Annotated in this window: 22 protein-coding genes; 10 read left to right on the top strand and 12 right to left on the bottom strand. The window is 67.9% G+C overall.

Going from position 1 to position 26,226, the window contains the following annotated elements; translation table 11 throughout:
* Positions 1-24: 24 nt before the first annotated feature.
* Positions 25-1,011 carry a Bug family tripartite tricarboxylate transporter substrate binding protein gene (locus tag DFLDMN_RS20050; protein WP_423199627.1) on the top strand — a complete coding sequence of 329 codons (987 nt, stop codon included), beginning with the start codon at positions 25-27 and terminating at the stop codon, positions 1,009-1,011.
* 95 nt (positions 1,012-1,106) lie between these two features.
* On the opposite strand, the gene DFLDMN_RS20055 is transcribed toward DFLDMN_RS20050, so the two are convergent.
* Complete coding sequence (locus DFLDMN_RS20055; protein WP_423199628.1) at positions 1,107-2,015, bottom strand: DMT family transporter; 909 nt, start codon at positions 2,013-2,015, stop codon at positions 1,107-1,109.
* A gap of 363 nt (positions 2,016-2,378) precedes the next feature.
* On the opposite strand from DFLDMN_RS20055, the gene DFLDMN_RS20060 reads away from it, so the two are divergent.
* Both DFLDMN_RS20060 and DFLDMN_RS20065 read left to right on the top strand, forming a co-directional pair.
* On the top strand, positions 2,379-5,045 hold the full coding sequence (locus DFLDMN_RS20060; RefSeq protein ID WP_423199629.1) for a cation-translocating P-type ATPase: 2,667 nt from the start codon (positions 2,379-2,381) through the stop codon (positions 5,043-5,045).
* A gap of 559 nt (positions 5,046-5,604) precedes the next feature.
* Entirely contained in the window at positions 5,605-5,916 is a 312-nt protein-coding gene (locus DFLDMN_RS20065; RefSeq protein ID WP_423199630.1) for a Spy/CpxP family protein refolding chaperone, read from the top strand.
* Positions 5,917-6,021: 105 nt separating this feature from the next.
* Here DFLDMN_RS20065 and DFLDMN_RS20070 read toward each other — a convergent pair whose 3' ends face one another.
* Positions 6,022-6,372, bottom strand: coding sequence for a hypothetical protein (locus DFLDMN_RS20070; protein ID WP_423199631.1), 351 nt, complete (start codon positions 6,370-6,372; stop codon positions 6,022-6,024).
* A gap of 459 nt (positions 6,373-6,831) precedes the next feature.
* Here DFLDMN_RS20070 and DFLDMN_RS20075 point away from each other — a divergent pair, with 459 nt between their 5' ends.
* The 5 genes from DFLDMN_RS20075 (at position 6,832) to DFLDMN_RS20095 (ending at position 14,803) form a co-directional block, all read left to right on the top strand.
* Positions 6,832-8,295, top strand: a complete 1,464-nt coding sequence (locus tag DFLDMN_RS20075; RefSeq protein ID WP_423199632.1) for an efflux transporter outer membrane subunit — start codon at positions 6,832-6,834, stop codon at positions 8,293-8,295.
* Complete coding sequence (locus DFLDMN_RS20080; RefSeq protein WP_423199633.1) at positions 8,292-9,470, top strand: efflux RND transporter periplasmic adaptor subunit; 1,179 nt, start codon at positions 8,292-8,294, stop codon at positions 9,468-9,470. Before DFLDMN_RS20075 ends, DFLDMN_RS20080 begins: the two co-directional genes overlap by 4 nt.
* Positions 9,471-9,497: 27 nt before the next feature.
* Positions 9,498-11,051, top strand: coding sequence for an MFS transporter (locus DFLDMN_RS20085; RefSeq protein WP_423199634.1), 1,554 nt, complete (start codon positions 9,498-9,500; stop codon positions 11,049-11,051).
* A 219-nt stretch (positions 11,052-11,270) separates the two neighbouring features.
* Positions 11,271-12,923, top strand: a complete 1,653-nt coding sequence (locus tag DFLDMN_RS20090) for an ATP-binding protein (protein ID WP_423199635.1) — start codon at positions 11,271-11,273, stop codon at positions 12,921-12,923.
* Positions 12,924-13,060: 137 nt separating this feature from the next.
* Positions 13,061-14,803 carry an ATP-binding cassette domain-containing protein gene (locus tag DFLDMN_RS20095; protein WP_423199636.1) on the top strand — a complete coding sequence of 581 codons (1,743 nt, stop codon included), beginning with the start codon at positions 13,061-13,063 and terminating at the stop codon, positions 14,801-14,803.
* A 47-nt stretch (positions 14,804-14,850) separates the two neighbouring features.
* On the opposite strand, the gene DFLDMN_RS20100 is transcribed toward DFLDMN_RS20095, so the two are convergent.
* Positions 14,851-15,561, bottom strand: coding sequence for an SDR family NAD(P)-dependent oxidoreductase (locus tag DFLDMN_RS20100; protein WP_423199637.1), 711 nt, complete (start codon positions 15,559-15,561; stop codon positions 14,851-14,853).
* Between the two features lie 115 nt (positions 15,562-15,676).
* Between DFLDMN_RS20100 and DFLDMN_RS20105 the strand changes: the two genes are divergently transcribed.
* Complete coding sequence (locus DFLDMN_RS20105; RefSeq protein WP_423199638.1) at positions 15,677-16,570, top strand: LysR family transcriptional regulator; 894 nt, start codon at positions 15,677-15,679, stop codon at positions 16,568-16,570.
* A gap of 61 nt (positions 16,571-16,631) precedes the next feature.
* Here the strand turns inward: DFLDMN_RS20105 and DFLDMN_RS20110 are convergent, their stop codons facing one another.
* The gene (locus DFLDMN_RS20110; RefSeq protein ID WP_423199639.1) at positions 16,632-17,138 is read right to left on the bottom strand and encodes a YkgB family protein; all 507 of its coding nucleotides are present in this window, start codon (positions 17,136-17,138) and stop codon (positions 16,632-16,634) included.
* 253 nt (positions 17,139-17,391) lie between these two features.
* Between DFLDMN_RS20110 and DFLDMN_RS20115 the strand changes: the two genes are divergently transcribed.
* Positions 17,392-18,834, top strand: a complete 1,443-nt coding sequence (locus DFLDMN_RS20115) for an MFS transporter (RefSeq protein ID WP_423199640.1) — start codon at positions 17,392-17,394, stop codon at positions 18,832-18,834.
* Between the two features lie 65 nt (positions 18,835-18,899).
* On the opposite strand, the gene DFLDMN_RS20120 is transcribed toward DFLDMN_RS20115, so the two are convergent.
* From DFLDMN_RS20120 to DFLDMN_RS20155, 8 genes are all read right to left on the bottom strand, one after another.
* Entirely contained in the window at positions 18,900-19,898 is a 999-nt protein-coding gene (locus DFLDMN_RS20120) for a helix-turn-helix domain-containing protein (RefSeq protein ID WP_423199641.1), read from the bottom strand.
* 77 nt (positions 19,899-19,975) lie between these two features.
* Positions 19,976-20,668, bottom strand: coding sequence for a glutathione S-transferase N-terminal domain-containing protein (locus DFLDMN_RS20125; protein ID WP_423199642.1), 693 nt, complete (start codon positions 20,666-20,668; stop codon positions 19,976-19,978).
* Between the two features lie 50 nt (positions 20,669-20,718).
* Entirely contained in the window at positions 20,719-21,633 is a 915-nt protein-coding gene (locus DFLDMN_RS20130) for a LysR family transcriptional regulator (protein WP_423199643.1), read from the bottom strand.
* Positions 21,634-21,664: 31 nt separating this feature from the next.
* Complete coding sequence (locus tag DFLDMN_RS20135; RefSeq protein WP_423199644.1) at positions 21,665-22,630, bottom strand: cupin domain-containing protein; 966 nt, start codon at positions 22,628-22,630, stop codon at positions 21,665-21,667.
* A gap of 73 nt (positions 22,631-22,703) precedes the next feature.
* Entirely contained in the window at positions 22,704-23,249 is a 546-nt protein-coding gene (locus DFLDMN_RS20140) for a carboxymuconolactone decarboxylase family protein (protein WP_423199645.1), read from the bottom strand.
* A 58-nt stretch (positions 23,250-23,307) separates the two neighbouring features.
* A complete protein-coding gene (locus tag DFLDMN_RS20145) occupies positions 23,308-23,925 on the bottom strand; it encodes a nitroreductase family protein (RefSeq protein ID WP_423199646.1) in 618 nt (205 codons plus the stop codon).
* A 164-nt stretch (positions 23,926-24,089) separates the two neighbouring features.
* Positions 24,090-25,508 carry a PLP-dependent aminotransferase family protein gene (locus tag DFLDMN_RS20150; protein ID WP_423200519.1) on the bottom strand — a complete coding sequence of 473 codons (1,419 nt, stop codon included), beginning with the start codon at positions 25,506-25,508 and terminating at the stop codon, positions 24,090-24,092.
* A gap of 197 nt (positions 25,509-25,705) precedes the next feature.
* Positions 25,706-26,164 carry a winged helix-turn-helix transcriptional regulator gene (locus DFLDMN_RS20155; protein ID WP_423199647.1) on the bottom strand — a complete coding sequence of 153 codons (459 nt, stop codon included), beginning with the start codon at positions 26,162-26,164 and terminating at the stop codon, positions 25,706-25,708.
* Between the last annotated feature and the right edge of the window lie 62 nt (positions 26,165-26,226).

The following is a 26,226-nucleotide window of genomic DNA, read 5'->3' on the forward strand; positions in this document are numbered from 1 at the left end:
AACGACGATTACACGGAGACAACCATGTACCAGCAAGCTGTTCGCGCTTGCCTGGTGGCGGCCGCCTGCGCGGCCGCCACGCTGCTGCCGAGCCTGGCGGCGGCGCAGCCAGGCGACTATCCCAACCGGCCCATCCGCATGATCGTCGGCTTTGCCCCCGGCGGTCCCACCGATATCGTCGCGCGCGTGATCGGGCAAGCGCTGGGGGACAAGCTCGGCCAGTCGGTCGTGATCGAGAACCGTCCCGGCGCCGGCGGCAATATCGCCGGGGAGGCCGTGGCCAAGGCACCTGCCGATGGCTATACGTTGCTCTACAACACCTCGTCGATCACCATCGCGCCGTGGGTGTACGAGCGTGTCGGTTACGACCCGATCAAGGACTTTGCACCGGTGGCGCTGACCGCGGAAATGCCGCTGGTACTGATGGTCAATCCGAACGTGCCGGCGCGCACGCCGAAGGAGCTGGTGCAGCTGATTCGGAGTCGGCCGAACCACTTCAACTACGGTTCGTCGGGTACGGGTGCCATCGAACACCTGACGTCGGCGCAGTTCACCGCGGAGTTCCAGCTCAAGACCACGCACGTTCCGTACAAGGGCACGGCCCCGGCGCTGGTCGATTTTCTCGCGGGACAGACCCAGTTCATGATGACCACCCTGAATACCGCGCTGCCCTACATCCGTGACGGCCGCCTGCGGGCCCTCGCCGTGACCTCGCGCAAGCGCACCGCCACGCTGCCCGATGTGCCGACCGTTGCCGAGGCCATGTCCACCGATTTCTCGTCTACTGCCTGGCAAGGTATCGTGGCCCCGGCGCACACTCCGGCACCGATCATCGAGAAGCTCAACGGCGCCCTGAACGAGGTGCTGAAAAGCCCGGCCGTGCGCAAGGTACTGGCCGACCAGGGCGTGGACGCGCTGGGCGGCCCGGCCGCCCGCTACGGCGCGTTCATCCAGTCCGAGTACGCACGCTGGCAGGGCGTGGTGACGACGGCCGGGGCGCGGATCCAGTAGCGGGGACGCATGGCTGAATGTCACGGCAAAGGCCGGTTTCCGCCGGGATGGAGACCGCCCGGTCCGGTGAAGTTTCGCGGGCCGTCGCCCGGTGGCTAGCGTTTGCGCATCACCACGTACAGGCCCAGCGCGGCGACCGCCATGCCGGCCCACGCCAGTGGAGGCATGGCTTCGCCGAGCACCACGAGCGCGACCACGGCCGTGGCCGGTGGTACCAGGAAGAACAGGGCGGACACGCGCGAGGCCTCGTCGTGGCGGATCATTGCCAGCAGCAGCGAGATGGCCACCAGCGAGTTGCCGATGACCAGGTAGGCCAGCGAGGCGAACAGACCGATACTCCACGTCACGTGCATCGGCTCGAGCAGGTAGGCTAGCGGCGCGGTCACCACCAGCCCCACCGCATATTGCACGGTGTTGGCCAGCACCGGATGGACCGGCGTGCCGAAGCGCTTTTCGTAGAGCGTGCCCGCGGTCATCGCGCAGAGCGCCAGCACGGCAAACAGCAACGCCATCGCGCCGCTGACCTCGATGGCGGATTTCGCCGTGATGACCAGCGTCGCGCCGGCCACGCCGAGCGCGAGTCCGAGCCAGCGCATGCGGTCGACCCGCTCGGCGGCGAGCGCCGGAGCCAGTAACGCGACCAGGATCGGCTGCTGCGAGGTGATCAGCGCCATGGCGCCGGCCGACATGCCGTATTTCAAGCCGAGATAGGTGAACGCGAAATAGCCCGCCTGGATCAGCAGGCCGATCATGGCCAGGTGCAGCCATGCCACCGGCCTGGCCGGCAGCGGCGGGCGCAGCCACAGGCACGGGAGCGCCAGCAATGCCACCACACATGCATAGCGCAGGGCCAGGAAGGTCAGCGGGTCCGCATCGCGCAGCCCGAGCTTGAGAAAGACAAAGCCGCACGACCACAGCAGCAGGAACAGGGCGGGCGCCGCCACGCGCAGCGAGCGTGGCAGTCCAGGCGCGGCACTGCCGGCTGGGAGTCTTTCCTCGGTCATGACGCGGATCGCATCGGCGGGTGTCTCGTTCTTCCTTGATATCGCTCAACGGAGATGTGGAGCGGGCTCTTATGCTGTCATCAGGGGCATGCGCGCGTAGCTGCCTTGACGCCATCGCCAAACCGGGGCCGCATGCAGAATGCCAACAATGCTACCAGCTCGTCACGCGAGCATGACGCGCCGGCCAGACCGCCGGAAGATCCGCCGGCCGACGCCGGCCCAACCGGCCCATCCGGCCCATCCGGCCCATCCGGCCCATCCGGCCCAACCGGCCCAACCGGCCCAACCGGCCCAACCGGCCCAACGGGCCCAACGGGCCCATGCGGCCTGACTTCGGCCCAGGCCGAGGCGCGCCTGGCGGAAGTGGGTCCGAATACGTTGCCGCGCGTGGCGCCGCCCTCGCTGGTGGCGGTATTCCTGCGGCAGTTCCTGAGCCCGTTGATCTACATCCTGCTGGCGGCCGCGGTGGTGTCGCTGATGCTGGGCGACCTGCGCGACGCGTTCTTTATCGGCATCGTGCTGCTCGTCAACGGCGTGATCGGCACGGTGCAGGAGCATACCGCCGACCAGGCCGCCGCCGCGCTGCGCAGGCTGGAACAGCCCGCCACCACCGTGATTCGCGATGGCGCCATGCGCACTCTGGATGCGGTGTTGCTGGTGCCGGGCGATATCGTGCTGCTGGAAGCGGGCAACCGCGTGCCGGCCGATGTGCGCCTGATCGAGGGCATCGACCTGCAGTGCGACGAGTCGTTGCTGACCGGTGAATCGATGCCGGTCAGGAAGTCGCCGCGGCACGGATCCCATGGCGCCCCGACCGGGACGCCCGATGCCGTGCATGCCGGGACGGTGGTCACGCGCGGCCGCGGCACGGGCGTGGTGGTCGCCACCGGAGCCGCTACGCAGCTCGGCCGGATTGCCGGCGAACTGGGGCGCCGGTCGCTGGCGGCACCGCCGCTTCTGGTGCGGCTGGAACATTTCTCGCGGCGCATCCTGCTCGCGATCGGGGCCGCGGTGGTGGTGCTGGTGCTGATCGGGTGGCTCCGTCATATGCCGTGGACCGAGCTCTTCATGATGTCGGTGGGGCTGGCCGTCAGCGCCATACCGGAGGGACTGCCGGTGGCGATTTCGGTCACGCTCGCCATCGGCATGCGCCGCATGGCGCGCGCCAACGTGGTGGTGCGCAAGATGCCGGCGGTCGAGTCGCTGGGTTCGTGCACGCTGATTGCCTCCGACAAGACCGGCACGCTGACGCTGAACGAGCTCGTGGTCACCGATATCCGTCTGCCGGACGGCACGGCGCTGTCGCTCGAGGTCGGTAGCGACCTCGAACACTGTGCCATTCGCAGCGCCAGCGCCGGGCGGGAGCGGCGTGACGAGGTTGGCCAGCGGGACGCAGCCGGGGGCGGCGAGGGCAGCGAGGGCAGCGATGCCGCCGTGCGCCAGCGGGTAGCGGCATTGCTGCGTGCCGCCACGCTGCCCAACGAAGCCCGGCTGTCGAACGAGGGCAACGGCTGGAGCGGAATCGGGGACACCGTCGATATCGCGCTGCTTGCTGCGGCGCACAAGGGCGGCGCGCCCGCGCACGAACTGCGCGACCGCTATCCGCTCGTCGCGCGTATTCCCTACGAGCCCGACCGGCGCTATGCGGCCTCGTTCCACCGTCATGTTCATGCCGGGCGTATCCATGTGTTCGTCAAAGGGGCGCCTGAAACGCTGATCGACATGTGCGACCGCGCCGACATGCATGGCCGCGCCGTGCCGATCCATCGCGACGCGCTGCTGCGGCAGAAGCAGCAACTGGCAACGCGCGGCCTGCGGGTGCTGGCATTTGCCGAAGGCACCATCGACGCGCAGGCGGACGGCGCCTATGGCCATGGGCATCTGGTCAACCTCACGTTCCTTGGCATGGTCGGCATGCAGGACCCGGTGCGGCCCGAGGTACCGCGGGCGATCCGCTCGTGCTATGACGCCGGCATCGAGGTCGTGATGGTCACCGGCGATGATCCCGCGACGGCCGCCGCCATCGCGGCCCAGGCCGGACTGCGCTTTGACCAGGGCGACGTCGTCACGGGCGACGCGGTGCGCCAGGCGCTGGCGCAGGGAGACGCCGCGCTCGACACGCTCACGCGGCGGGCCCGCATCTATGCGCGCGTGAGCCCCGAGCAGAAGCTCGCCATCGTGCTGTCGCTCGCGCGTATCGGCCATTTTGTCGCGGTGACCGGCGACGGCGTCAACGACGCGCCCGCGCTCAAGCATGCCCACGTCGGGGTGGCGATGGGACGCAAGGGTACCGAGGTGGCCAAGGAAAGCGCCGACATCGTGATCACCGACGACAACTTCGCCTCTATCGTCAACGGCATTCGCGAAGGGCGCGTGGCCTATGCCAATATCCGCAAGCTTATCTTCATGCTGGTGTCCACCGGCGCGGCCGAGGTGGTGCTGTTTCTGCTGGCCATGCCGTTTGGCCTGCCGATGCCGCTATTGCCCGTGCAATTGCTGTGGCTCAATCTGGTGACCAACGGCATCCAGGACGTTGCCCTCGCTACCGAGCATGCCGAGGGCGATGAGCTGTGCTATCCGCCGCGCCGTCCGCGCGAGCCAATCTTCGACCGCATGATGGTGCGCCGCATCTGCGTGTCCATGCTAATCATGGGCGGGGGTGGCTTTGTGGCGTTCTACTGGCTGTTGCACATGGGGCGGCCACTCGATGAGGCGCGCAATCTGCTGTTGCTGCTGTTCGTGCTGTTCGAGAACGTGCAGACCTTCAACAGCCGCTCGGAACGCCATTCGGTCCTGCACCAGGGCTTTCTTGCCAATCCGTTCCTGGTGATCAGTGTGCTGGCGGCGCAAGGCGTGCATATCGCGGCGATGTACCTGCCGGGCCTGCGCGAGGTGCTCGGTCTGGCGCCGGTGCCAATGTCCGAGTGGATCGGCCTGTTGCTGATCGCGGTAACGTTGATGCTGGCCGTCGACCTCGACAAGTGGTGGTGGCGTCGGCGTGGACAACGGTCGCATGCCGGCGTGAACTGATCGCGCCGCTTTTGCCTTTGTGTGTTCCTTTGTGTGTTCCTTCGCGTGTTCCTTCGCTCGCCCCTTGCCGGTCTACCTTTGCCCCCTCGTTTGACGCATATCAACGGCTATTTTGCTGCCGCTTCCAGAATGGCTAATACGAACCTGGCCACACCCAGGTGGCACCGCGCGGCGTCTGGCCATGGTGGTTGCACACCTGCCATCACACCTGCCATTCGTGTTTTCGGGATCCGGTTCATCCGCCAGCAGGAGGAAGATATGTTCACTCAACACAACTGGAAGCGCGTCGCGCTGCAGATCGCCGCCCTCGGCTTTGGGGCCGTGGCGGGCCACGCGATGGCCGCAACTGCCACGGCGCCGCCCGCTCCGGCGGACGGTTGTGGCCCGGGGCCACGGGCCGGCATGCGGGACGGGAGAGGCCCTGGCGGCTACGGCATGGGCTACGGCATGGGTGGCCCGGACGGCATGGGCCCCGGCATGATGGGCGGCGGCCCCGGCATGGGGATGGGGATGGGCATGGGGGATGGGCATGGGGGGAGGGATGGGCCCCGGGATGGGGATGGGTCCCTATGCCTGGTCGCGCATTCCCGGCATGAACCTGACCGACGACCAGCGCACGCGCCTCAACCGTATCGTCGATGAAACCCGCAAGGCGCATTGGGCCACCATGGGTCAGATCATGGATCAGCAGGCCCGGCTGCGCGATCTCCATGGTGCAACCAGCCCGGACACGGCCGCGATCGACGAGGTCTACAAGTCGATCGGCAAGCTGCGTGCCGTGATGTACGACACCTCGGTGGATGCCCACAAGCGCATGGAAGCGGTCTTGACCAAGGACCAGCAGACGCTGCTGCACAAGTCCTGGCAATAAGCCCGACGCTGCGCGAGCCTGACGGCGTGCGCAACGTCGTTGGGCGTGAACTGCGGAGGGAGTGCAGGACAACCCGCGGGTCGTCCTGCGGCACGCGCGCGCCGCTTACTGGCACTGGCTGAGGGCACCGGCGGCGGCGCTGTCGGCACCGCGGAAGCCGAGCCACGAGCCCTGGCCGTTCGCGGCCTTGCGCACCACGGCGGCGGCACCGTTGGGCGGCTGCTGGCCCGGCACGTAGACGTCGAAAGCCTCGTCGTTGGCCAGCATGTATTGCATCCACACCTCCTGCCGCATGGACGCCGCCCATTGCTGGGCGATGCATTGCGCGGCGGCCTTCGGTGCGAGCTTGCTGTTGCCGATCGCGCGCGTTTCGGTGGACGGAGGAGGCGTGTAGGGCGACATGGCGCAGCCTCCGAGCGTGGCTGCGGCGAGAGCGAGGATGATTGGATATTTCATGTTGTTGGCTCCATATCGGATCGCGGAATGCACCGCCGACGTCTCATGGTTCGATCGCCATGCGCCGGTGCCTGGGATGTACCGCCACGGTGGAATGGGCCGGGCAATACAAGATAGAAGTCTAGGCAGCGCACACGCATTGCCGCTACGCCAGACTCGCTGTCTATGTCGTAGGACTTGTCTGATATGCCGCGGTCCCGACTTGCCCGGCGCAACTGATGGAGGCTTGCGCGGCGCGCGCGTGTCTTCGCTCCGCGATGGTGGCCATTGGTGCCGCACAGGCAACATGGTGCGTGACGCCCAGGTGCTACCGCATCGCCGCGCGCGCCGCTAGATTGCAGCCAGGCACGCTGAATGGATGGCGTGAGGCAAGCGGTAGCAGGGCAGGCGATGAGACATCCTGGAGACAAGGTAAACGTGGCGCGCCGGTGGCGAGCGCGGTACGCATGGCGCGCGGGCATGCTTGCGGCGGCCATGCTGGTGGCGGGTTGCGCCAGCATGGCAGGGTTGCATACGCAGGCCACCGTCGACGATGCCGACCGGCTGGCTGCCGCCGCCTCGCTTGCCGACACCACGGTGTCTCCGGCCGCATGGCCACGGCGCGCATGGTGGCAGGTCTTTGGCGATCCGCAACTGGATGCGCTGGTCGAGGCGGCACTGGCCGGACAGCCCGCGCTACGGGTGGCGGCGGCACGCGTGCGCCAGGCCGATGCGCTCGCCGGCGGGGCCGATGCCGCGCGGTATCCGCAGGCCAACCTGTATGGGCGCACCACGCGGCAGCGCTTCAGCGAGAACGGCGCGGTGCCGCCGCCGCTGGCGGGTAGCTGGAAGTGGTCGAGCGATATCCAGCTCGGACTCGGCTACGAACTCGACTTCTGGGGCAAGAACCAGGCGACCTTCGATGCCGCGCTCGACCGTGCGCGCGCCGCCGAGGTCGACTATCACGCGGCCGAGCTGATGCTGACCACCGCGGTAGTACGGACCTATGTGCGGCTCGATACGGCCTATGCGCAGCGTGATCTGGCGCAGGAGACCTATCGCCAGCGCGAGGGCATCTTCTCGCTGACGAGCCAGCGGGTGGCGGCGCAGCTCGATTCGCGGCTCGACATGAAACAGGCCGAGGCGGCGCTGCCGGCGACACGCGAACGCCTGGCTGCCGTCGACGAGGTCATCGCGCTGACCCGCAACCAGCTTGCCGCGCTGGCCGGCAAAGGGCCCGACGCCGGCGCCGGGATCGCGCGGCCACGCCTGGCCGAAGGCTTTGCCACGGTACTGCCGGCCGCGCTGCCGGCGGAGCTGATCGGCCGCCGGCCCGATGTGGTGGCGCAACGCTGGCGCGTGGAGGCCGCCGGTCATGACATCAAGGCGGCCAAGGCGCAGTTCTATCCCAATATCAGCCTGACGGCGTTTGCCGGATTGCAGAGCCTGAGTCTGTCGGACTTCTTCACCGCGGGCAGCCGTACGCTGGGGGTCGGGCCGGCGCTGTCGCTGCCGGTGTTCGACGGTGGCCGCCTGCGCGCCAACCTCGGCGTGCGGCAGGCCGAATACGACGCCGCGGCAGAACAGTACAACGCGACGCTGGTGACCGCCTTGCACGACGTGGTCAATCAACTGGTTTCACTGCAATGGCTCGCGCAACGCGCCGGCGAACAACGCCAGGCGCTGCAGCTCACGGAAGACGCCTATGCCATGGCGCTGTCGCGCTATCGCGCCGGCATCGGCACCTATCTGCAGGTGCTGTCCGCCGAAGGCCAGGTCCTGCAGCAACGGCAATTGCTGATCGACCTCAGGAGCCAGGAACGCACCCTTCATCTCGAACTGATCCGTGCACTCGGCGGCGGCTACGAGGGCGACGATCGCGCCCACGGCGTCGCCGCGACGTCTTCCGCCGGCAGCGGCACGGCCACAAGGAGCCCATCATGAACCCCGCCAGCCCGACCAGAGCGGCCGACCCACCCCTCGCGGCGCAGCGCCGCACCGGATGGCGCCGCCATGGACGCAACGTCGCCGCAGTGGTGCTCATGATTGCGCTCGGCGGCGCCGCGCTCGCCTGGTGGCAGCACGCGCGGCATCGTGTATCCACCGAGGACGCCTACGTCGAAGGCAACGTGGTACAGGTCACACCGCAGGTGGGTGGCGTGGTGACCGCCATTCTGGCCGATAACACAGACCTGGTGGCGTCCGGCAAGCCGCTGGTCGAACTGAACGGTGTCGATGCCGGGCTGGCCCTCGCGGCGGCGCAGGCGCAGCTGGCGCGCACGGTGCGCCAGGTGCGCGGCCAGTTTGCCGCGGCCGGGCAGGATCGCGCCAATGTGGAAATGCGCAACGTGGAACTGGCGCGCGCGCAGGAGAACTACACGCGGCGCAACGCGCTGGTCGCGAGCGGCGCGATCTCGGGCGAGGAACTGATCCACGCGCGCCACGCGGTCGCCGCCGCCAAGGCTGCGTTAGCCATGGCGAGCGAACAGCTCCGGCGCAACCAGGCGCTGGTGGAACGGACCTCGGTGGCCTCGCATCCGGATGTACTGGCGGCGGCGGTGCAGGTGCGCAACGCCAGTATCGCGCTCTCGCGCACGCGTATCCCGGCGCCGGTTGGCGGCGTGGTCACCAGGCGATCGGTGCAGGTGGGCCAGCGCGTCAGCGCGGGGGTGCCGATGATGTCGGTGGTACCGCTCGACCAGCTCTGGGTCACGGCCAATCTCAAGGAGTCGCAACTGCGCGATATCCGCCTGGGCCAGCCCGTGACCCTGGTATCGGACCTGTATGGCGACGCCGTGCCATTCCACGGGCGCGTGATTGGCCAGGACGCTGGCACCGGCAGCGCGTTTGCCATGCTGCCGGCGCAGAACGCCACCGGCAACTGGATCAAGGTGGTGCAGCGCGTGCCGGTGCGCATCGCGCTCGACCCCGCCGAAGTCATGGCGCATCCGCTGCAGATCGGTTTGTCGATGCGGGTCACGGTGGACACGCGTGCGCGCGATGGCAAACGGCTGGTGGCGCTCGATACGGCCGGCCAGCACTATCGCACGCGGGTGTTTGCCGACGAACTCGACCGTGCCGATGAACTGGTGCGCCGCATCGTCGCCGACAACCAGTAACGGCGGCAACGCCATGGAGATCTCGTCATGACGTCGCCATCCTCGGTCTCATCTTCGTCCGCGCCGCTGCCGCCGCCACGCCTGTTGCTGCTCGTGATCGGCGCACTGACGCTGATCGACTTCCTGCAAAGCGGCATGGTGGCGTTTGCCGCGGGCCCCATCATGGGCGAAATCGGCGCCAGTCCCGACGAGTACAGCACCGTGGCGGCGGCCTATGCGAGCGTCGCCGTGGTGGTCATCGCGTTGCAGCGCTGGTCGGTGGAACGGCTGGGCTGGCGCCGCTATATCCGGGGCGCGCTGGTAGCGACGGCGGCGGGCGCGGCGTGGTGCGCGCAGGCGGACGGTTATGCGGACTTTCTGATCGGCCGCATGGTGATGTCGCTCGGCTGCGCCGGCATGGTGACGTCGTCGCGGCTCGCGGTGAACCTGATTTCACCGGGTCCGGCACGCTTCCGCGGTATCCGGGCCCTGGCGCTGGGGGTTTGTTCCGGCATGGCGCTGGCGCCGTGGCTGGCGGCACTGGTCGTCACGGACGACCGCTGGCCGATGATTTTCTGGTTGGTCGCCGCGGCGGCGCTGGCGTTGTGGCCGGCCACGCGCGTGCTGCCGACCCGCATGGCCGGCCCCGCCTCGGGCTCTCATGTCCATCCGTTGCGCCTGCTGGCCCTCGCGGTGGGCAGCTTCCTTGTGCTGTTCGTGCTGCAACGCTCGTATTACGACTTCTATGCGGACCGGGCCTTTCTGGTGGCCGGGGCGGCGGTCGGCATCGGCGCGCTGGCGATCTTCCTGTGGAGCGAGGCCCGCAGCGGGCAGCCGCTGCTGCGCGTGGGCAGCATGGGCGATGTGCGGTTCCTGAGCGGGCTGGGGCTGTTTGCCTTCTGCTATGTGACGCTCGGGTCCAGCGGCTATTTGCTGCCGCTGTTCCTGCAGCGCGCGCTCGGTCATTCGTGGGCGATCACGGGCCAGTTCTATGCGCTTGGCCTGGCGGCGGGCGTGGTGACGTGGCTATCGGTTTCGAGCGTGCTGCCGCGCTGGCCCAGTCCACGCAAGTACTTCGTGGGCGGCTTTGTGGCGCTCGGCGCATCGGCCTGGCTGATCAGTCGCATGCCGCCGGCCCCGGACCTGTGGCACGATGTGCTGCCGTCGCTGGCCCTGTACGGCGTGTTCATCATGACGTTGATCCCGGTCACCGCGATGCAGACCTTCAATGCCTTTGCCGGCGACGAGGTCCTGTTCGCGCATGCGCAGCAGGCCAAGAACATGCTGGGGCAGATGGGCGTCGCGTTCGGCGTGACCATCGCCACGGTCGGGCAGCAGTGGCTGACGGCGGTGCACTACAGCACGCTGCACGACGGCGTGCATACCGCCAGCGCGCCGTACCTCGATGCGCACGGGCGCTATGCAGCCGTGCTGGCCATGGGGACGTCCCCCGAGCGTGCCGCCGAGCTGGCGGTGGCGCAGATCGCGCAGGTGCTGTCGCAGCAATCGGTACTGCTGGCCAATCTCGATCACTTCCGGGTGCTGGCCGCGGTGTCGATGCTGGCCATGGTGGTCAGCCTGTTCCAGAAGGTGATGCGCTAGCGCGAGGCCGTGCATGCCGCGCTACGGCGCCTCACGGCACCCGCCGCCCCCGCCGCCACATGACAAGCGGGCCCGGCCGGCTGGGCGGGGCCGCCGCATGCGCGACGCACCATGTTTCTCCGAAGGCACCAATCCGTACTACATTGGAATGCATCACCTGGCGCGCGCCGCTCCGGAGGCCGCCGCCGCTGATCGACCTCATCCCAATGTTTTCCTGCCATGCCCCATGCCATTGAAGTGCCCGCGGAAACCGTCAGCAAGTGGCAGGAAATTGTCGATATGCTCGCCGAGGTGATGTGCGTGCCGTCGGCGCTCATCATGCGGGTCAGGCCGCCCGAGATCGAGGTGTTCGTATCGAGCCGGTCGCCAGGCAATCCGTATGTCGCGGCCGAATGTGCGCGGCTGGACACCGGTCTTTATTGCGAGACGGTCATGAAGACGCGTGCGCCGCTGCAGGTGCCCGACGCGCTGCGGGCACCGGAATGGGCGGCCAATCCCGATATCGCCGTCGGCATGATCTCGTATATGGGCGTGCCCATCCACTGGCCGGACGGCGAGTCGTTCGGCACCATCTGCGTGCTCGATCGCAAGCACAGCGCCTACAACGACATGTTCCTGCGGCTGCTGACGCTGTGTCGCGACATCCTGGAGGCCGACCTGGCCATGCTGATGACGCTGAGCCGGCAGCTGGAGCAGCGCGAAGCCAAGATCCAGCGCCTGGTGGATGCGGACATCATCGGCATCTTTCTCTGGGAAGTGGAAACCCAGGTCATCGTCGAAGCCAACGACGCCTTCCTCCGCATCGTCGGCTACGAGCGCGCGGACCTGCGTGCGCGCACGCTGCGCTGGACCCAGCTCACACCGCCGGAATGGCTCGAGCGCGACCTGCGCGAGCGCCTGCCCATACTCAAGCGCACCGGGCGCCTGCAGCCCTTCGAGAAGGAATACCTGCGCAAGGATGGTAGCCGGGTGCCGGTACTGATGGGTGTGGCGCGCATCGAGGACGGCGGGCACGAAGCCGTGGCCTTCATGCTGGACCTGACCGAGCGCAAGGCGGCCGAAGCGGAAGCGCGCGACAACGAGCGCCGTTATCGCGAGGTGCAGGCCGCGCTCGCGCATGCCAACCGCGTGACCACCATGGGACAGCTCGCGGCCTCGATCGGCCATGAAATGAAACAACCGATCGGCGCGTGCGCGACCAACGCCGAGGCCGGCTTGCGCTGGCTCAATGCGCCCACGCCCGATCTCGACGAGGCCCGCGCCGCGTTCGAGCGTATCCGCCGCGACGCGAGGCGCGGTACCGAAATCCTCGACCATATCCGCAGCCTGTTCCGCAAGGCCCCGCTCGATATGGCGGCATTGCAGATCAACGACGCCATCCGCGAAGTCATCAGCCTGACCCGCGCGGAAGCGATGAAGCACGGCGTGGCCATGCAGGCGGTGCTCGCGCCGGACCTGCCGGCCGTGCACGGCGATCGCGTGCAGGTTCAGCAGGCGGTGCTCAATCTCGTGGTCAATGCGATCGAGGCGATGCGCGCGATGCCGGACGGCGCGCGACGCCTGACCGTGAGCACGGCGTGGGATGGCACCACGGAGACCACGGGCGCGGTGCACATCACGGTGCGCGACTCGGGCCCGGGGATCGCGCCCGCGCAGCGCGAACGCCTGTTCGAGCCGTTTGCCACCACCAAGTCCACCGGCATGGGCATGGGCCTGTCGATCTGCAACGCCATCGCGCAGGCCCATGGTGGCACCCTGTGCCTGTGCGAACCCGGGCAGGATGACGCGGGCGGCGGCGCGGCATTCCGGCTGACGCTGCCGGCACGGCGGGACCAGCCCTGGCCGGCGGCATGCGGGCAGGGATCGGTGTAGCGCGGACCGGCCGCCATTGCGGTTTGGCACAATAGCGCTTTTGTTCGACCCGCCCCCGCTCGGGCCACCCCTTCCTGGACCGATGCCGAGTGCAGCGTGGCCACGGGCACGGTCCCTGGCACAGGAGTGACCACCGCATGACGGAGACAGATTTCCTTACTCGTCCGCCCGCCATTGGCCTGGGCGGCGCCGCGCGCGATCTCTATCGCGCGCTGTGGCGCCATGCGCAGGGTGTCAGGGGCCCGATGCTCGGCGCCGCGGCGCTGCTGTCGGGCGCGCAGTTATTGCGGCTGACCATGCCGTGGCTGGCCGCGCAGGCGATCAACGCGCTGCAGCAGGGCCGCATGGATATTGCGGGTCGCTGGATTCTCTATCTCATCGGGGTGTACCTGCTGTCGTGGCTGCTGCATGGGCCGGGCCGCGTGCTGGAGCGCAACGTCGGCGTGCGCGTGCGCGAACGGCTGGCCGACCAGCTCTATGCCCGGATCGCGGCCGCGCCGCTGGCGTGGCGCGACGGCCGGCACTCGGGCGAGCTGCAGCACCGCGTGGTGCAGTCCAGCCGCGCGTTGTCGGACTTTGCGCAGAACCAGTTTGGCTATCTGCAGAGCGCCTTCAGCTTTGTCGGTCCGATCGTGGCGCTGGCATTGCTGTCGCATACCAGCGGCGCGATCGCGGTGACGGGCTACGTGGTCATTGCGCTGATCATTCTCCGCTTCGACCGCACGCTGATGCAACTGGCCCGTGCCGAAAACGATGCGGAGCGGCGCTATGCGGCGGCACTGCTCGACTTTGTCGGCAATGCCAGCACCGTGATCGGCCTGCGCCTGCAGGCTGCCTCGCGCAAGCTGCTCGACCATCGCATGGCCGCGGTGATGGCACCGTTGCGCCGCGCGGTGATGGTCAACGAGGGCAAGTGGTTCACCGTCGATCTGCTCGGCATGGGGCTGACGTGGATCCTGGTGGTGGTGTACGTGCTGCAGCACCGTGCGCCGGGACAGGCGGTGCTGCTGGGCACGGTCTTCATGATCTATCAGTATGCGCAGCAGGCGGCCACGGTGGTCGGCGCGATGGCATCGAACTTCCAGAGCTTTGCCCGCATGCATACCGACTATGGCAGCGCGGAACCGATCTGGCAGGCGCCCGGCGATCCCGAACTGCCGGTGCCCGCCGTGGTGCCCGACGCGCCGTGGCAGACGCTGAGCTTGCACGGCGCCACCTGGCGTTATGCGAACGATGCGCGCGGCGGCCTGCATGGCATCGACCTGCGGTTGCAGCGTGGCGCGCGGATCGCGCTGATCGGGCCGAGCGGCGGCGGCAAGAGTACGCTGCTGCGCGCGCTGGCCGGGCTTTACCTGCCGCAGCATGGCGAACTGCGGCGCGACGGCGCGCCGCGCGACTGGCGCGAGTTGCGCACGCTGGCCACGCTGATTCCGCAGGAGGCCGAGGTGTTCGAGGCAAGTGTGGAAGAGAACCTGACGTTTGGCGCGCCGGCCGATGCGGCGACGCTCCGCTCAGCGGTGCATACCGGTGTGTTCGACGAAGTGCTGGAACGCCTGCCCGGCGGACTGGCAAGCGGTCTTAGCGAGCGTGGCGCCAACCTGTCGGGCGGTCAGCGCCAACGGCTGGCGCTCGCGCGCGGTGCGCTGGCCGCGCGGGGCAGCTCGCTGCTGCTGCTCGACGAGCCGACCAGCGCGCTCGATCCGCAGGCCGAGGGCCGCGTGTTCGACCGCATGTTCGAGGCCTTTCCGTCGGCATGCATCGTCGCCTCGGTCCATCGGCCAGGCTTGCTTACCCGTTTCGACACCATCGTCGTGATGGAAGCTGGCCGCGTGGTCGACGCGGGACCGCGCGACGAAGTGCTGGCACGCCGCGCCGCCTGAGCCTGCCCGGCGCCGGCCGGCGCGCCCGCCATGACGGACGCCCGCCATCACGCACGCCCGGCGTGCTGGCCACCGGCGACATGGATGGTCTCGCCGGTGACAAACGCTGCATCCTCCAGGAAGAGGATCGCGTCGGCGATCTCCGACACCTCGCCCATGCGGCCCAGCGGATGCAGGCCGGCGAGGAATTCATGCGTGGCGGGCGCATGCATCGGCGTGCGGATAATGCCCGGGGCGATGGCGTTGAAGCGCACGCCGGTCCTGGCGTACTCGATGGCAAGGCCGCGCGTGACGGCGGACAGGCCGCCTTTGGTCAGGAACGCCAGGCCGGCGTCGAGCCCCCCGATGGCCTGCTCGATCAGCGCGGTGGTGATCTGCACCACGTGGCCGCTACGTTGTTCCAGCATGGCCGGCAGCGCCGCCTGCGTGATATGGAAGAAGCCCGCCAGATTGACGTCGACCACGTTGCGGAAGTCTTCCTCGGTGTAGTCGACGAACGGCTTGCTGATAAAGATGCCGGCGTTGTTGACCAGCGTGTCGATGCGGCCGAAGCGCTCGCGCGCGGTGGCGATCACGCGTGTTGCCACCGCACGCTCGCGGATATCGCCGGCCACGGTCACCACGTGGTTGTCGGTGGAGGGCTCGATATGGCGCGACGTGGCAACCACGGCATAACCCTTGGCACGATAGGCGGCGACAATGGCGGCGCCAATGCCCTGCGATGCACCGGTAACGACGGCAACTTTGGTGGGGTTCATCTCATGCTCCAGTAGTGAGTGCGATCAAGGTTCGGTATGGACGGCGGGGGTGTTCCCGACGTTGTGCATAGCGTATGGGCAGACGCGCTGGAGCGACAGCTGCTATCCTCGCACAATGGCTGAGAGAAAACGCACACAGATCGACTGGCAGGACGTCCGCGTGTTCCTGGCGCTGGGCCGTTATCGCAGCCTGTCGGCGGCGGCGCGCGCGCTGCAGATCAACCACGCCACCATCGCCCGGCGCGTGCAGTCGCTTGAGGACAGCATGGGCGAAAAGCTCGTGGAGCGGCGCCCGGAAGGGTATCTGCTGACCGCGCAAGGAGAAGTCGTGCTGCACGCGGCCACGGAGATGGAGACGGCGGCGGATGCGCTCTCGCGCACCGCGCGGAGCACTGACACGGATGTGCGTGGAGTGGTGCGCATCAATGCACCGCCGGCAATGGCGCAGGGCTTCCTGGCAGACCGGCTGGCGCGACTCACGACCCTGCATCCCGGGCTCGACGTCGATCTTGCCACCGAGCTGCGCGCGATCAGTCTGGACCGGCGCGAAGCCGATATTGCCGTGCGCATCGGCAAGCCGGCCGACGGCGACCTGATCGCGAAGCTCGTCGGCAAGCTGGCCTACGGCTTCTATGGCACCGAGGACCGATGCGCGCAAGCGGAAGCCGGCCAACCGCCGGTCTTCGTCAGCTTTGACGAACAGAACGCCGGCATGCCCGAAGCACGCTGGCTCGCGCAACACTATCCGCGCTGCCGCGTGGCGTTCCGCGCCGAGCACCATGTGCTGCAGGCCAGCGCGGCCCAGGCCGGCGCCGGGCTGGCATTGTTGCCGCATTACATCGGGCGGCAGGTTCCGGCGCTGCGGCCGTGTGCGCTGGCACCGGTACTGCCGGCGCGCGAAATCTATCTCGTGATCCGCGGACGCGATCGCAATGCGAGCCATATCCGCGCCGTGGTGGGGCATCTTGCCGATGCCTTCAGGGAAAGCCGCGCGCTGTTCGCCGCGTAGGCCATGCCGCGTGTGAGCGCAGGGTGGCAGGCCCGCGCAACGATGCGCGCGGCCAGGGCGCTCAGCCGTTGCGACGCGTCGTCGCCGCACCGGGCATCGACGCACGCAGCAACACCAGGGATGCCACCAGCAGCACGAGGTCCTTGAGCAGGAATTGTCCGGGCAAGGCCGAGATTGCCGGGAAGCCGCCCGCGGTCGGCTCCGCCACGCCAGGCGTGGTCAGGAAAAACGTGAGCGTGATCAGGTAGGTCGCGGCCGACATGACCGCGCCAAGCGCCGAAAGGATCGGATGGAATGCGCCCGCCGCCAGCGCCGCCGCCGTCGACAATTCGAGTACCCCGATCACATAGCTCGCGCCCTGGATGCCGAACAGCGCGTGCAGCCAGCTCATGAGCGGGCTGTGCGCGATAAACGGCGCGATGCCGTTGGCTTCGTACGCGGTGAACTTCATGCCGCCAAACCACAGGAAGACGATGACCAGCGCCCAGCGGAGCAGCGCAAGGTGAGAGAGCGGTCCGACGCCGTGTTCCGCGACTTTCAGACGGTCGTGCTGGTTGCCATGAAGCATTTTCGATTCCCAATCGGTCAGGTGAGGATGGCCTACCACTGTAGGTCACCGCGCCGCTGGTTGCGAGACTGAAGAGGATCAATCGCCCGGGGCCGCGCATGGCGGCGTGCCCTAGGGTCCGGCCCGGGTTCCGGTTCGTCCGAATATGCGAGCGCGTCACCGTACTCGCCCCGTTGACGCCATAATCACACGCATGTTCGCGCGGACGCCACGAATCGGCCTCGGCGCGCACCTTCATGGGTCGGGAGCCATCGTGACGCAGCCAATCGTCGAACCGTGCAGTCGCCATATCATCGATGCGGAACGCGGCCCGCGCGAGCCCGGGCAGGAGTTGCCACTGCGCTGCCGGCGCATGGTGCTGGCAGCCTGCGTGCTGGCATCCTCGATGGCCTTCATCGATGGTTCGGCGCTGACCGTCACCTTGCCGCGCCTGCGCGCAGACTTCGGCGCGGACCTTGCCGCCGTGCAATGGGTCCTCAACGGGTATGTGCTGGCGCTGGCCTCGCTGACATTGATCGGTGGCGCGCTTGCCGATGCGTATGGCAAGGCGCGCATGCTCGTGCTCGGATGCATCCTGTTTGGCCTGGCGTCCGCCGCCTGCGCGCTCGCGCCTTCGCCGCTCTGGCTGATCGCCGCGCGCGTGGTGCAGGGCGCGGCCGCGGCCATCGTGACGCCGGCCAGCCTCGCCTTGATCGGCGCGACCTATCCGCGCAGCGAACGCAGCCGGGCGATCGGGCTATGGGCGGCCGCGTCGGCGCTGACCACGGCCGCCGGTCCCGTCCTCGGTGGCTGGCTGACCGAGACTTTCGGCTGGCCAGCGGTGTTCTGGATCAACCCGCCCATCGCGCTGCTGGCGGTGGGGCTGCTGACGGTCTACGCGCGCGACCATCGCCGCGAGGGCCGCGACTTCGATATCGTGGGGGCCGCCATGCTCGCCGCGGCACTGGGCGCGCTGGCATGGGCGCTCGGCCAGATGGGGGCTGCCCACGACCAGCCGGATTCGGCCATGCCGGCGCACTTGAGCCTGCGTCCGGCACTCGTCGCCGTGCTGGGTGTGGCCGGGCTGGTCGCGTACGGCGGGTGGGAGGCGCGCAGCCGGCACCCGATGACGCCGCCGCGCCTGTGGAAGAACCGCGCGTTTGTCGGCCTCAATCTTGCGACGCTGCTGGTCTATGCCGGAGTCTCGATCATGTTTTTCCTGCTGCCGTTCGACATTGTCGAGCGGCGCGCGCTGGCGGCGACGGATGCCGGGCTGGCTTTTCTGCCGTTCCTGCTTGGCGCGGGTCTGCTGTCGCGGTGGTTTGGCGGGCTGGCCGACAAGGTCGGCGCGCGCGTCATGCTGATGGTGGGCCCGACCGGCGCGGCGCTTGCCTATGTCTGGATGGCATGCGCGCGGCAGGCCTCGTTGCTCGCGGGCGTGGTCGGCCCGATGACGCTGCTCGGCCTGTCGTTCGCCGTGCTCGTCGCCCCGCTCACCGCGGCCGTCATGTCCAGCGTCGAGGAGAGCGACGAAGGCCTGGCCTCCGGCATCAACAATGCGGCCAGCCGCATCGCGCAGCTGGCCGGTGTGGCGCTCGCGGCCGGGGTCGGCACGTATGCCTTGGGCTACCAGATCGGCCTTGCCATGGCCGCGGCCAGTTCGCTCGCGGGCGCGCTGACGGCGGCCATGACCCTGGGTCCACCGCGGCGGACATAGGGCCGCGCGAGCGGCGTGGTACGCATGGTGTCATCCGGCGGGCCGCGCTGCCGGCGCACCGGCCGTCAGGGCGTCGTGGTACCGGGAGCGCCGCGCCGGTGCCGCGCGCGATAGTCGGAGGGCGGCACGCCGTACGCGTCCTGGAACGCCTTCAGGAAGCTGCTGCGGCTCGTGTAGCCAACCGAGCGGATGATCTGCTCGATGGCCAGGTCGCCCGTGCTCAGCAGCGCGGCCGCCTGCCGCATGCGCAATTTGCGCAGCACGGTCATGGGTGGCAGGCCGACCACCTCGTTGAACCGTGCCATGAAGGCCGAGCGGCTCATGCACGCGATCTGGGCGAGATGATCGACCGAATGCGGGGCTTCCACGCGCGCCGCCATATGCGAGAAGGCCTTGGCGATATTAGGGTCGCGCAGCAGCGAGAAGCGCTCGGCCCACAGGCGGGTCGAGGTCAACGAGCGCCGCAGCAGTGCAATCAGCACGACCTTGAGCAACGTCGTCGTCATTGCGCCCATGCCGATTTCCTCGTTCATCAGCTCCTGCAGCACCAGTTCGAGCGTGCGGTCGATATGCTGTTCGTTGTCGAACTGCTCGACGATGGGCGCGCACAGCGTCGAGAACAGGTTCAGCGAGGTGCCGTAGGACGCCTGGAAGTAGCCGCAGATCAGCATCATGCGCGGATCTTCTCCGGCCACGAAGCGCCGGATCGCCCCGGGCGGGAATGGCGCCCAGCGTCCCTCCAGCTCGTGGGAAACCTCGCTTGCCGGCGCTTTCGCGGGTACCTCGACATGAAAGAACTGGTTGGGCGGCGTGATGACGAGCGTGTGGGGCATGAGCTCGATGGGCGGATGCCCTTCCAGCACCATGCGGCCATGACCGGACAGGTTGTAGTGCAGCCCGGGCGCCGCCGTGCCGCCGAGGTGCAGGCGCCAGCCGGGGCTTACCAGGCATTCGGTGAGGCGGACGAATTCCACGCTGAGCGCGGAGATCAAGTCCTCGAGCTGCGGCCCCGAGATCCGCGCTACCGTCGTTTGCCCGTGTTGGTCGCTCGCATCCTTGTTCATCGGACTGTCATGGTCAAGCCAGGTGGCAGGTGGCAGGTAGCAGGAAACAGACGCATGCGTAGGGTACGCCCGAAATGCTACGCGGTCACCAGAAGGCCACGCTGCACCGCAGGACGTGCCAGACCGCGCTCGAGCCACGCCTGCACGCGCGGGAAGCGATCGAAGCCCACCAGCTCGCGCGCCTCGTAGAACCCGATCAGGTTGCGTACCCAGCCCAGCAGGGAGATGTCGGCGATGCCGTAGTCGTTCCCCATCACCCATGTGCGCCCGGCCAGGCGGGCCTCGAGCACGGCCAGCAGGCGGGCCGATTCGGCCGCATAACGGTCGCGCGGCCGTTTGTCCGCATACTCCTTGCCGGCAAATTTGTGGAAAAAGCCGACCTGCCCGAACATCGGCCCGACTCCGCCCATCTGCCACATCACCCACTGGATCGTTTCGTAACGCGTGGCCGGGTCGGTGGCAAGGAAGCGGCCGCTCTTGTCGGCCAGGTAGAGCAGGATCGCGCCGGACTCGAATAATGCCAACGGCCGCCCGGCGGGGCCGACCGGGTCGTAGATGGCGGGAATCTTCCCATTGGGGTTTAGCGCGAGATAGGCAGGCTCGTGGTTGTCGCCTGCCAGGATGTCGATGCGGTGCGGCTCGTAGGCGAGCCCGGTTTCCTCCAGCATGATGCCGATCTTGACGCCGTTGGGCGTGGGCAGCGAGAAGAGCTGGAGCCGGTCCGGGTACTGCGCGGGCCAGCGGGAAAAAATGGGATGGTCGAGGGTCATGGGTTGCTCTCCCGGAGAATGCATGGCGCAGAACAGGCGGTGCCGCAGCGCTAGCGGGGCACTACGCCAAAATGGGGATGCCGCGCGAAGATTTCGGCGGACCAGTTGACGAACACGCGGACCTTGGCCGACAGATGCCGGTTCTGCGGATACATCGCGGAGATCGGCAGTTCGTCGGTCTGCCACGCCGTCATGATTTCCACCAGTCGACCGCTATGGACATAGGGCTCGGCCATCGCTCGGCAGATCCGCGCAATGCCACGGCCCTCCACCGCGCACCCGAGGTAGACGTCGGCATCGTTGGTGGCGATGGCCGTCGACAGCAGCACTTCGCTGCGTTCGCCGGCACGCGTCAGTGCCCACGGCGGCTCGCGTCCGCCGCGGTCGGACAGGAAACTGACAGCCCGGTGCTGTGCCAGCTCGGCCATATCGCGCGGCGTGCCAAAACGGCGCAGGTAGATCGGCGACGCATAGAACGCAAGCTTCAGCTGGCCGATGCGCCGGGCCACCATCGATTCGTCCAGCGTGCCGACGCGTAGCGCCACATCGACCCCCGCGCGCAGCAGGTCGATCGGCCTGTCGTCGATGGACAGTGCGAGCTTCAGTTCGGGATACGCGTCGCAGAACGCGTTCAGGCGCGGCAGCAGCACCATCTGCGCGAGCCCGCGCGTAGTGCTGACGGTCAGCGTGCCGCGCGGCGCGCGGTTGTCGCGCGTGAGCGAAGTCTCGGCCTCGTTGATGTCGGCCAGGATGCGCACGCAACGTTCGTAGTAGGCGGCGCCATCGCTCGTGACGTTGACACGTCGCGTGGTCCGGTGCACGAGCTTGACGCCCAGGTGTGTCTCGAGGCCCTGGATCAGGCGCGTCAGCGTTGCCCTGGGGAGGCCGAGCGATTCCGCGGCGCGCGTAAAGCCACCCACGTCGACCACGCGGGTGAACGCCTGCATCGAGGCTAGACGATCCATGCGGTAAGCCTTTGCATATGCGGCGGAGGGATCAAGGCGTGTGACTCGCCTCGCGCGCCATATGGCGCCATTGTGCCGGCGTCATGCCCATCCGGTCGGTGAACGCACGGCGAAACGCCGCCACCGACCGATAGCCGACCGAGTCGGCCACGGCCTCGGTCGTCATGGTGGCCTTTTGCAGTTCGTTGGCGGCCATGCTCATCCGGATATCGGTCAGCAAGTCAAACGCCGTGCGTCCGAGCTTGTCCTGGAAGTGCCGCATGAAGGTCGCGCGCGACATGCTGCATAGCTCCGCGAGCACGGGCAGGGTCCACGGTCGCGCCGGCTCGGCGAACATGGCGGAAATGGCCGGTGCCAGGCGCGGATGACCGGTCAGTGCGAGCAGGCCCGCCGGGGCGCGCCGGGATTCGCTCGCCGCGCGCAGCGCCAGTGCGAACAGCGCAGATGCCAGCGCGTTGAGGATGGCGTGGACGCCTGGCCTCTCGCTGGCGGATTCCATGCGCATCAGTGCCACCAGCTTGGCCAGATGGATTGCCGCTGTGCCGATGCCGGCACCGTTCTGGCCGTCCATCGTACGTACCAGCACGATGGTGGGCAGATAGTCGCGCATCAGGCGGTCATGGGGCGATCCGATCAGGAAGCGTCCGCACAACATGGCGAGCGGTTCTCCATCGCCGGCGTTTTCGCTGAGCGTCCATCCCTCGGGCGTACGGCGCTCCGAGGTCGGCGCGGGCGCGTTGCCGCTGCCGTCGTGCAGCACGTGCGACGAGCCATGCGGCAGCAGCACGATGTCACCGCCCGCAAGCTCGGTAACGGTTCCCGTCTGCGACTCTTCGATGATGGCATGGCCGTTGAGCACGACGTGATAGGGAATCTCGCGGGCGGCGGACTGCGGCCACGCCACACGCCATGGTGCGCGGTAGGCGCAGCGGACCTGGAGCTGACCGGTGATGGCAATCATTTGCAGAAGCTGGCTCAGCCAGTCGACGTGGGACATGGAAGCGCGCCGGAGCCATGGGCATCGGGCCGGCCCGGGTGTTCCGGGCCGGCTCGATGCGAGCCGTGACGGTTCAGATCGCTCCGGCCGGTGTGACCGGCGGGAAATCCTTCTCGGGATCGAACACGTTGTTGAAGAAATTCGTCAACGAGTACATGGCCACCAGTGCAACGATCTCCATGACGTTCGCGTCGCTGTAGCCGGCCGCGCGGACCGCCTGCAGATCGGCGTCGGTCACGTTGCCGCGCGCCTCGATGACCTTGCGCGCGAACTGCACGGCGGCGTCGCGCCTGGGCTCGTTTGCGCGGCCCTTGCGGGCCATGATGATTTCCTCGGCCGGCAGCTTGGCCATATGTTCGGCGGTAAAGCTGTGGACCGTCAGGCAATAGTTGCAGCCGTTGACTTCGGAGACCACGAGGCCGATGCTGTCGCGCGTCTTGACGTCGAGGGCCTTGCTCAGGCCACCGAGCAGGCCGGCCCATGCGTTGAACGCAATCGGGCTCTGCGCGAACGTTGCCATCATGTTGGGCGTGAAGCCGATGTTCCTGGTGAAGGCATCGAGCGTGGGCTTGGATTCCGCCGGTACCTGGTCCGGCTTCAGTGCTGTGCTTCTTGGCATCGCAATGGTTCCTGGGGAGAAAGTTTCACAAGGTGTTGGCAACGCGGTTCCCAGCGCCTCAGACGAGGTCCAGGACCTCGTCCACGGGCCGCCGCGGCTTTTGCGCCCAGTTGCCCGCGCGCTCCGCGCCCACCGACAGCAGCATGACCGGCACTTCATTTGCGGCCAGGCCGAATTCACGGTGCACGGCCTCGGCGTCGAAGCCGATCATCGGGGTCGAACCCAGGCCCATCGAACGGGCCGCGTAGATCATGGCCGCCGCGCCGAAGGTGCCGGTGCGCACGGCTTCGTCGCGCTGGCGCTGGGGGAATTCCATGTACAGGTTGCGCGCGGGAATCTCCCATTCCGGCACCATCGTGGCCGGCATCACACCGGCTTCGACCAGCGGGGCGAGACGATCGGGAATCACGCTCGAGTCGGCCAGCTGGCCACACACGATGAAGGTCACCGCCGCATCGGTGATCGCGGGCTGGTTCCATGCGATGGGGCTCAGTCTGGCCTTGGCCGCCGGCGTGCGGACGGCGATGAAGCGCCAGTTCTGCAGGTGAAAGGAGGTCGGCGCACTGGTACCGATGCGCACCAGCTCGCGAATCCGATCGTCGCTCAAGGTGGCGGTGCGGTCGTAGTACTTCGCAGCGCTGCGGCTCAGAATGCATTCGATGACGGCGTTGGTCATGGTCGTTCCGTTGTCAGATGGGGACGTGCAAATTCTGTACGGCGACTGGCATGTTTTGAAGAGCCAAGAATGCCGGTTGTCATGTGTACTAAGAATGCGGATTGAAAGTGTGCGAATGGACCGACGCCCACTCGCGTTCCGAAGGGAGGGACAAGTGCGCCCGGCTAGCGATATCGCGCGATGATGTCGAATAGACGCTGGCACGCGCTCGCCACCAACGCCTCGGGCGCGGTGGCAACGCCAAGCAGAAGCCCGGGCGTGGCGTTGGCAGGCGTCGCAAACCATCGCGACAGCGGCGAGGGCGCCATGCCGACGGTCATCGCCTCGCGCGCGATTGCCGTGTCGGCGGTGCCTTCGGGCAATGTCACCAGCATCGCCAGGCCAGCCTTGGTCCATTGGGCATCGCGCGCGCGCAACTGCTCGCACAGGACGTCGCGCTGCGCGGCGTAGAGACGCTTGAGGCGACGCAGGCGGCGTACGAAGTGGCCTTCGCGCATGAACTGCGCGGTGGCAAGCTGCACCAGCGGCGCAGGCGCGGGCGCAAGCGTCGCCGCCACTTCCGCGAACGCGGTCACGAGTTCCGGCGGTGCCACCACGAATCCAAGTCGCAGCGCCGGACTGATGGTCTTGCTGAAAGTGCCGATATGGATTACCCGCTTGCCCTCGTCAAGGGCTGCCAGCGCGGGCGCCGCGCGGCCGTCGAGTTGCAGTTCGCCCAGATAGTCGTCCTCGATGATCCAGGCCCCGCGCGCGACGGCCCATTCAAGCAGCTTGAGGCGGCGCCGCAACGATAGCGTGGTGCCCAGCGGCGCTTGCTGGCCGGGCGTCAGCACGGCCAGCGCGGCGTCCGGTGCGGTCGCGATGCCGTGTTCGACATTGAGCCCTTCGGCGTCGACCGGGATCGGCACCGGATCGAGGCGCGCGAGTTCCAGCGCCTTGCGCGTCAGCAGAAAGCCGGGGTCTTCCATCCAGACCTTGCGACCGTCGAGGCCCAGCACGCGCAAGGCGAGACCCAGGCCCGAGTTGTATCCCGAAGTGATGAAAACCTGCTCCGGAAAACAATGGAAATGCCGCGAGAGCGACAGATAGCCGGCGATTTCCTGCCGCAGCCGCCACTCGCCGCTCGGATCGGGATAGGTCAGTGACACATACGGCCCGGTCTTCAGCAGATTGGAGGAGCGCGTGCGCGCAAAGATCTTCTCGGGCTGAGCACCGAACGCCGGCACCCCGAGCTGGAAGATCGCCGGGCCACCGGTCATGTCCTGGACGGCTTTCATGAAGCCATCGGGCCGCGGCGTGTGGACCTGCACGCTGGCTGCGCGCGGACGCGGCGCCACACGTGTGCCCTTGGCGCCGTAGGCTTCGATCAGCCGGGAATCGGAGAGCCGCTCATAGGCGGCGCGCACCGTACCGCGCGCCACCCCGAGCTGCGTCGCGAGGGTGCGCCAGGAAGGCAGGCGTGTGCCGGGCGGCAACAGGCCGGAATCGATCGCCCTGACGATGTTCAGCCGGATCTGTTCCGTAAGAGGCAGCTTCGCCTGGCGGTCGAGGGGAATCTGCAGGGGCGAGCCGTCTGTCAGCATAGGGTCGATGTTCCACAGCGGCGCGCCTTCCACGGCGAAGACCCTGGCCCGCGACCTGCTTCCCATCCACGAATCGTCGATGACTTATCGTAGCGTCAGTCACGTACCGAAGGGTCTCGAAAGTGTCCGGAATCGTCCAGATCCGGTCCTGATCCATCCGTGCCCCCGTTCACGCGGTGCTGCGATCCCGCGGCCCGCTATCGGACCTTCCGCACTTCCGTATCCATGGCCGCCACCGCCTCGCCGTTTCGCGCTGTCGGCGTCATGGGCGCAAGGGTCTCTCCGGTGCGGCGGTCGACGAGGATCGAATGCCGTTCGCCGCGCGCGAACAGGTGCCGCTCTCCCCATTGGCGCAGCGCGACCACCACCGGAAACAGCCGTTCCCCGCGTGGCGTCAGCACGTACTCCTGATAGGCAGACCCATCGGAGGCGGCCTGCGTTTTTAGGATGCCGGCTTCCACCAGCTTGTGCAGCCGGTCGGCCAGGATATTGCGCGCCATGCCGAGGCTACGCTGCAGATCGCTGAAGCGGCGCACGCCATCGAAGGCGTCGCGGACGATCAGCAGCGACCAGCGGTCGCCGATGACGTCGAGCGCGCGCGCCACCGGGCATGGCTGTTCGGCGGAGCGCGGGGGGGAGGGCTTGGGTGGGGACATGGATCGATGCCGTCAGCAAATCGGCGAGAGTCCGGAACGGTTGCATTTTAAAACTGGTTGAC

Source organism: Cupriavidus sp. H19C3 (assembly GCF_049393815.1).
Taxonomy (GTDB): domain Bacteria; phylum Pseudomonadota; class Gammaproteobacteria; order Burkholderiales; family Burkholderiaceae; genus Cupriavidus.

What these genes read in the sequence shown, in the direction of transcription:
- DFLDMN_RS20050 (WP_423199627.1), top strand. Translation starts at nt 25, where the DNA reads ATGTACCAGCAAGCTGTTCGCGCTTGCCTGGTGGCGGCCGCCTGCGCG.
- DFLDMN_RS20055 (WP_423199628.1), bottom strand. Translation starts at nt 2,015, where the DNA reads ATGACCGAGGAAAGACTCCCAGCCGGCAGTGCCGCGCCTGGACTGCCA.
- DFLDMN_RS20065 (WP_423199630.1), top strand. Translation starts at nt 5,605, where the DNA reads ATGGGTCCCTATGCCTGGTCGCGCATTCCCGGCATGAACCTGACCGAC.
- DFLDMN_RS20070 (WP_423199631.1), bottom strand. Translation starts at nt 6,372, where the DNA reads ATGAAATATCCAATCATCCTCGCTCTCGCCGCAGCCACGCTCGGAGGC.
- DFLDMN_RS20075 (WP_423199632.1), top strand. Translation starts at nt 6,832, where the DNA reads ATGCTTGCGGCGGCCATGCTGGTGGCGGGTTGCGCCAGCATGGCAGGG.
- DFLDMN_RS20080 (WP_423199633.1), top strand. Translation starts at nt 8,292, where the DNA reads ATGAACCCCGCCAGCCCGACCAGAGCGGCCGACCCACCCCTCGCGGCG.
- DFLDMN_RS20085 (WP_423199634.1), top strand. Translation starts at nt 9,498, where the DNA reads ATGACGTCGCCATCCTCGGTCTCATCTTCGTCCGCGCCGCTGCCGCCG.
- DFLDMN_RS20090 (WP_423199635.1), top strand. Translation starts at nt 11,271, where the DNA reads ATGCCCCATGCCATTGAAGTGCCCGCGGAAACCGTCAGCAAGTGGCAG.
- DFLDMN_RS20095 (WP_423199636.1), top strand. Translation starts at nt 13,061, where the DNA reads ATGACGGAGACAGATTTCCTTACTCGTCCGCCCGCCATTGGCCTGGGC.
- DFLDMN_RS20100 (WP_423199637.1), bottom strand. Translation starts at nt 15,561, where the DNA reads ATGAACCCCACCAAAGTTGCCGTCGTTACCGGTGCATCGCAGGGCATT.
- DFLDMN_RS20105 (WP_423199638.1), top strand. Translation starts at nt 15,677, where the DNA reads ATGGCTGAGAGAAAACGCACACAGATCGACTGGCAGGACGTCCGCGTG.
- DFLDMN_RS20110 (WP_423199639.1), bottom strand. Translation starts at nt 17,138, where the DNA reads ATGCTTCATGGCAACCAGCACGACCGTCTGAAAGTCGCGGAACACGGC.
- DFLDMN_RS20120 (WP_423199641.1), bottom strand. Translation starts at nt 19,898, where the DNA reads ATGAACAAGGATGCGAGCGACCAACACGGGCAAACGACGGTAGCGCGG.
- DFLDMN_RS20125 (WP_423199642.1), bottom strand. Translation starts at nt 20,668, where the DNA reads ATGACCCTCGACCATCCCATTTTTTCCCGCTGGCCCGCGCAGTACCCG.
- DFLDMN_RS20130 (WP_423199643.1), bottom strand. Translation starts at nt 21,633, where the DNA reads ATGGATCGTCTAGCCTCGATGCAGGCGTTCACCCGCGTGGTCGACGTG.
- DFLDMN_RS20135 (WP_423199644.1), bottom strand. Translation starts at nt 22,630, where the DNA reads ATGTCCCACGTCGACTGGCTGAGCCAGCTTCTGCAAATGATTGCCATC.
- DFLDMN_RS20140 (WP_423199645.1), bottom strand. Translation starts at nt 23,249, where the DNA reads ATGCCAAGAAGCACAGCACTGAAGCCGGACCAGGTACCGGCGGAATCC.
- DFLDMN_RS20145 (WP_423199646.1), bottom strand. Translation starts at nt 23,925, where the DNA reads ATGACCAACGCCGTCATCGAATGCATTCTGAGCCGCAGCGCTGCGAAG.
- DFLDMN_RS20150 (WP_423200519.1), bottom strand. Translation starts at nt 25,508, where the DNA reads ATGCTGACAGACGGCTCGCCCCTGCAGATTCCCCTCGACCGCCAGGCG.
- DFLDMN_RS20155 (WP_423199647.1), bottom strand. Translation starts at nt 26,164, where the DNA reads ATGTCCCCACCCAAGCCCTCCCCCCCGCGCTCCGCCGAACAGCCATGC.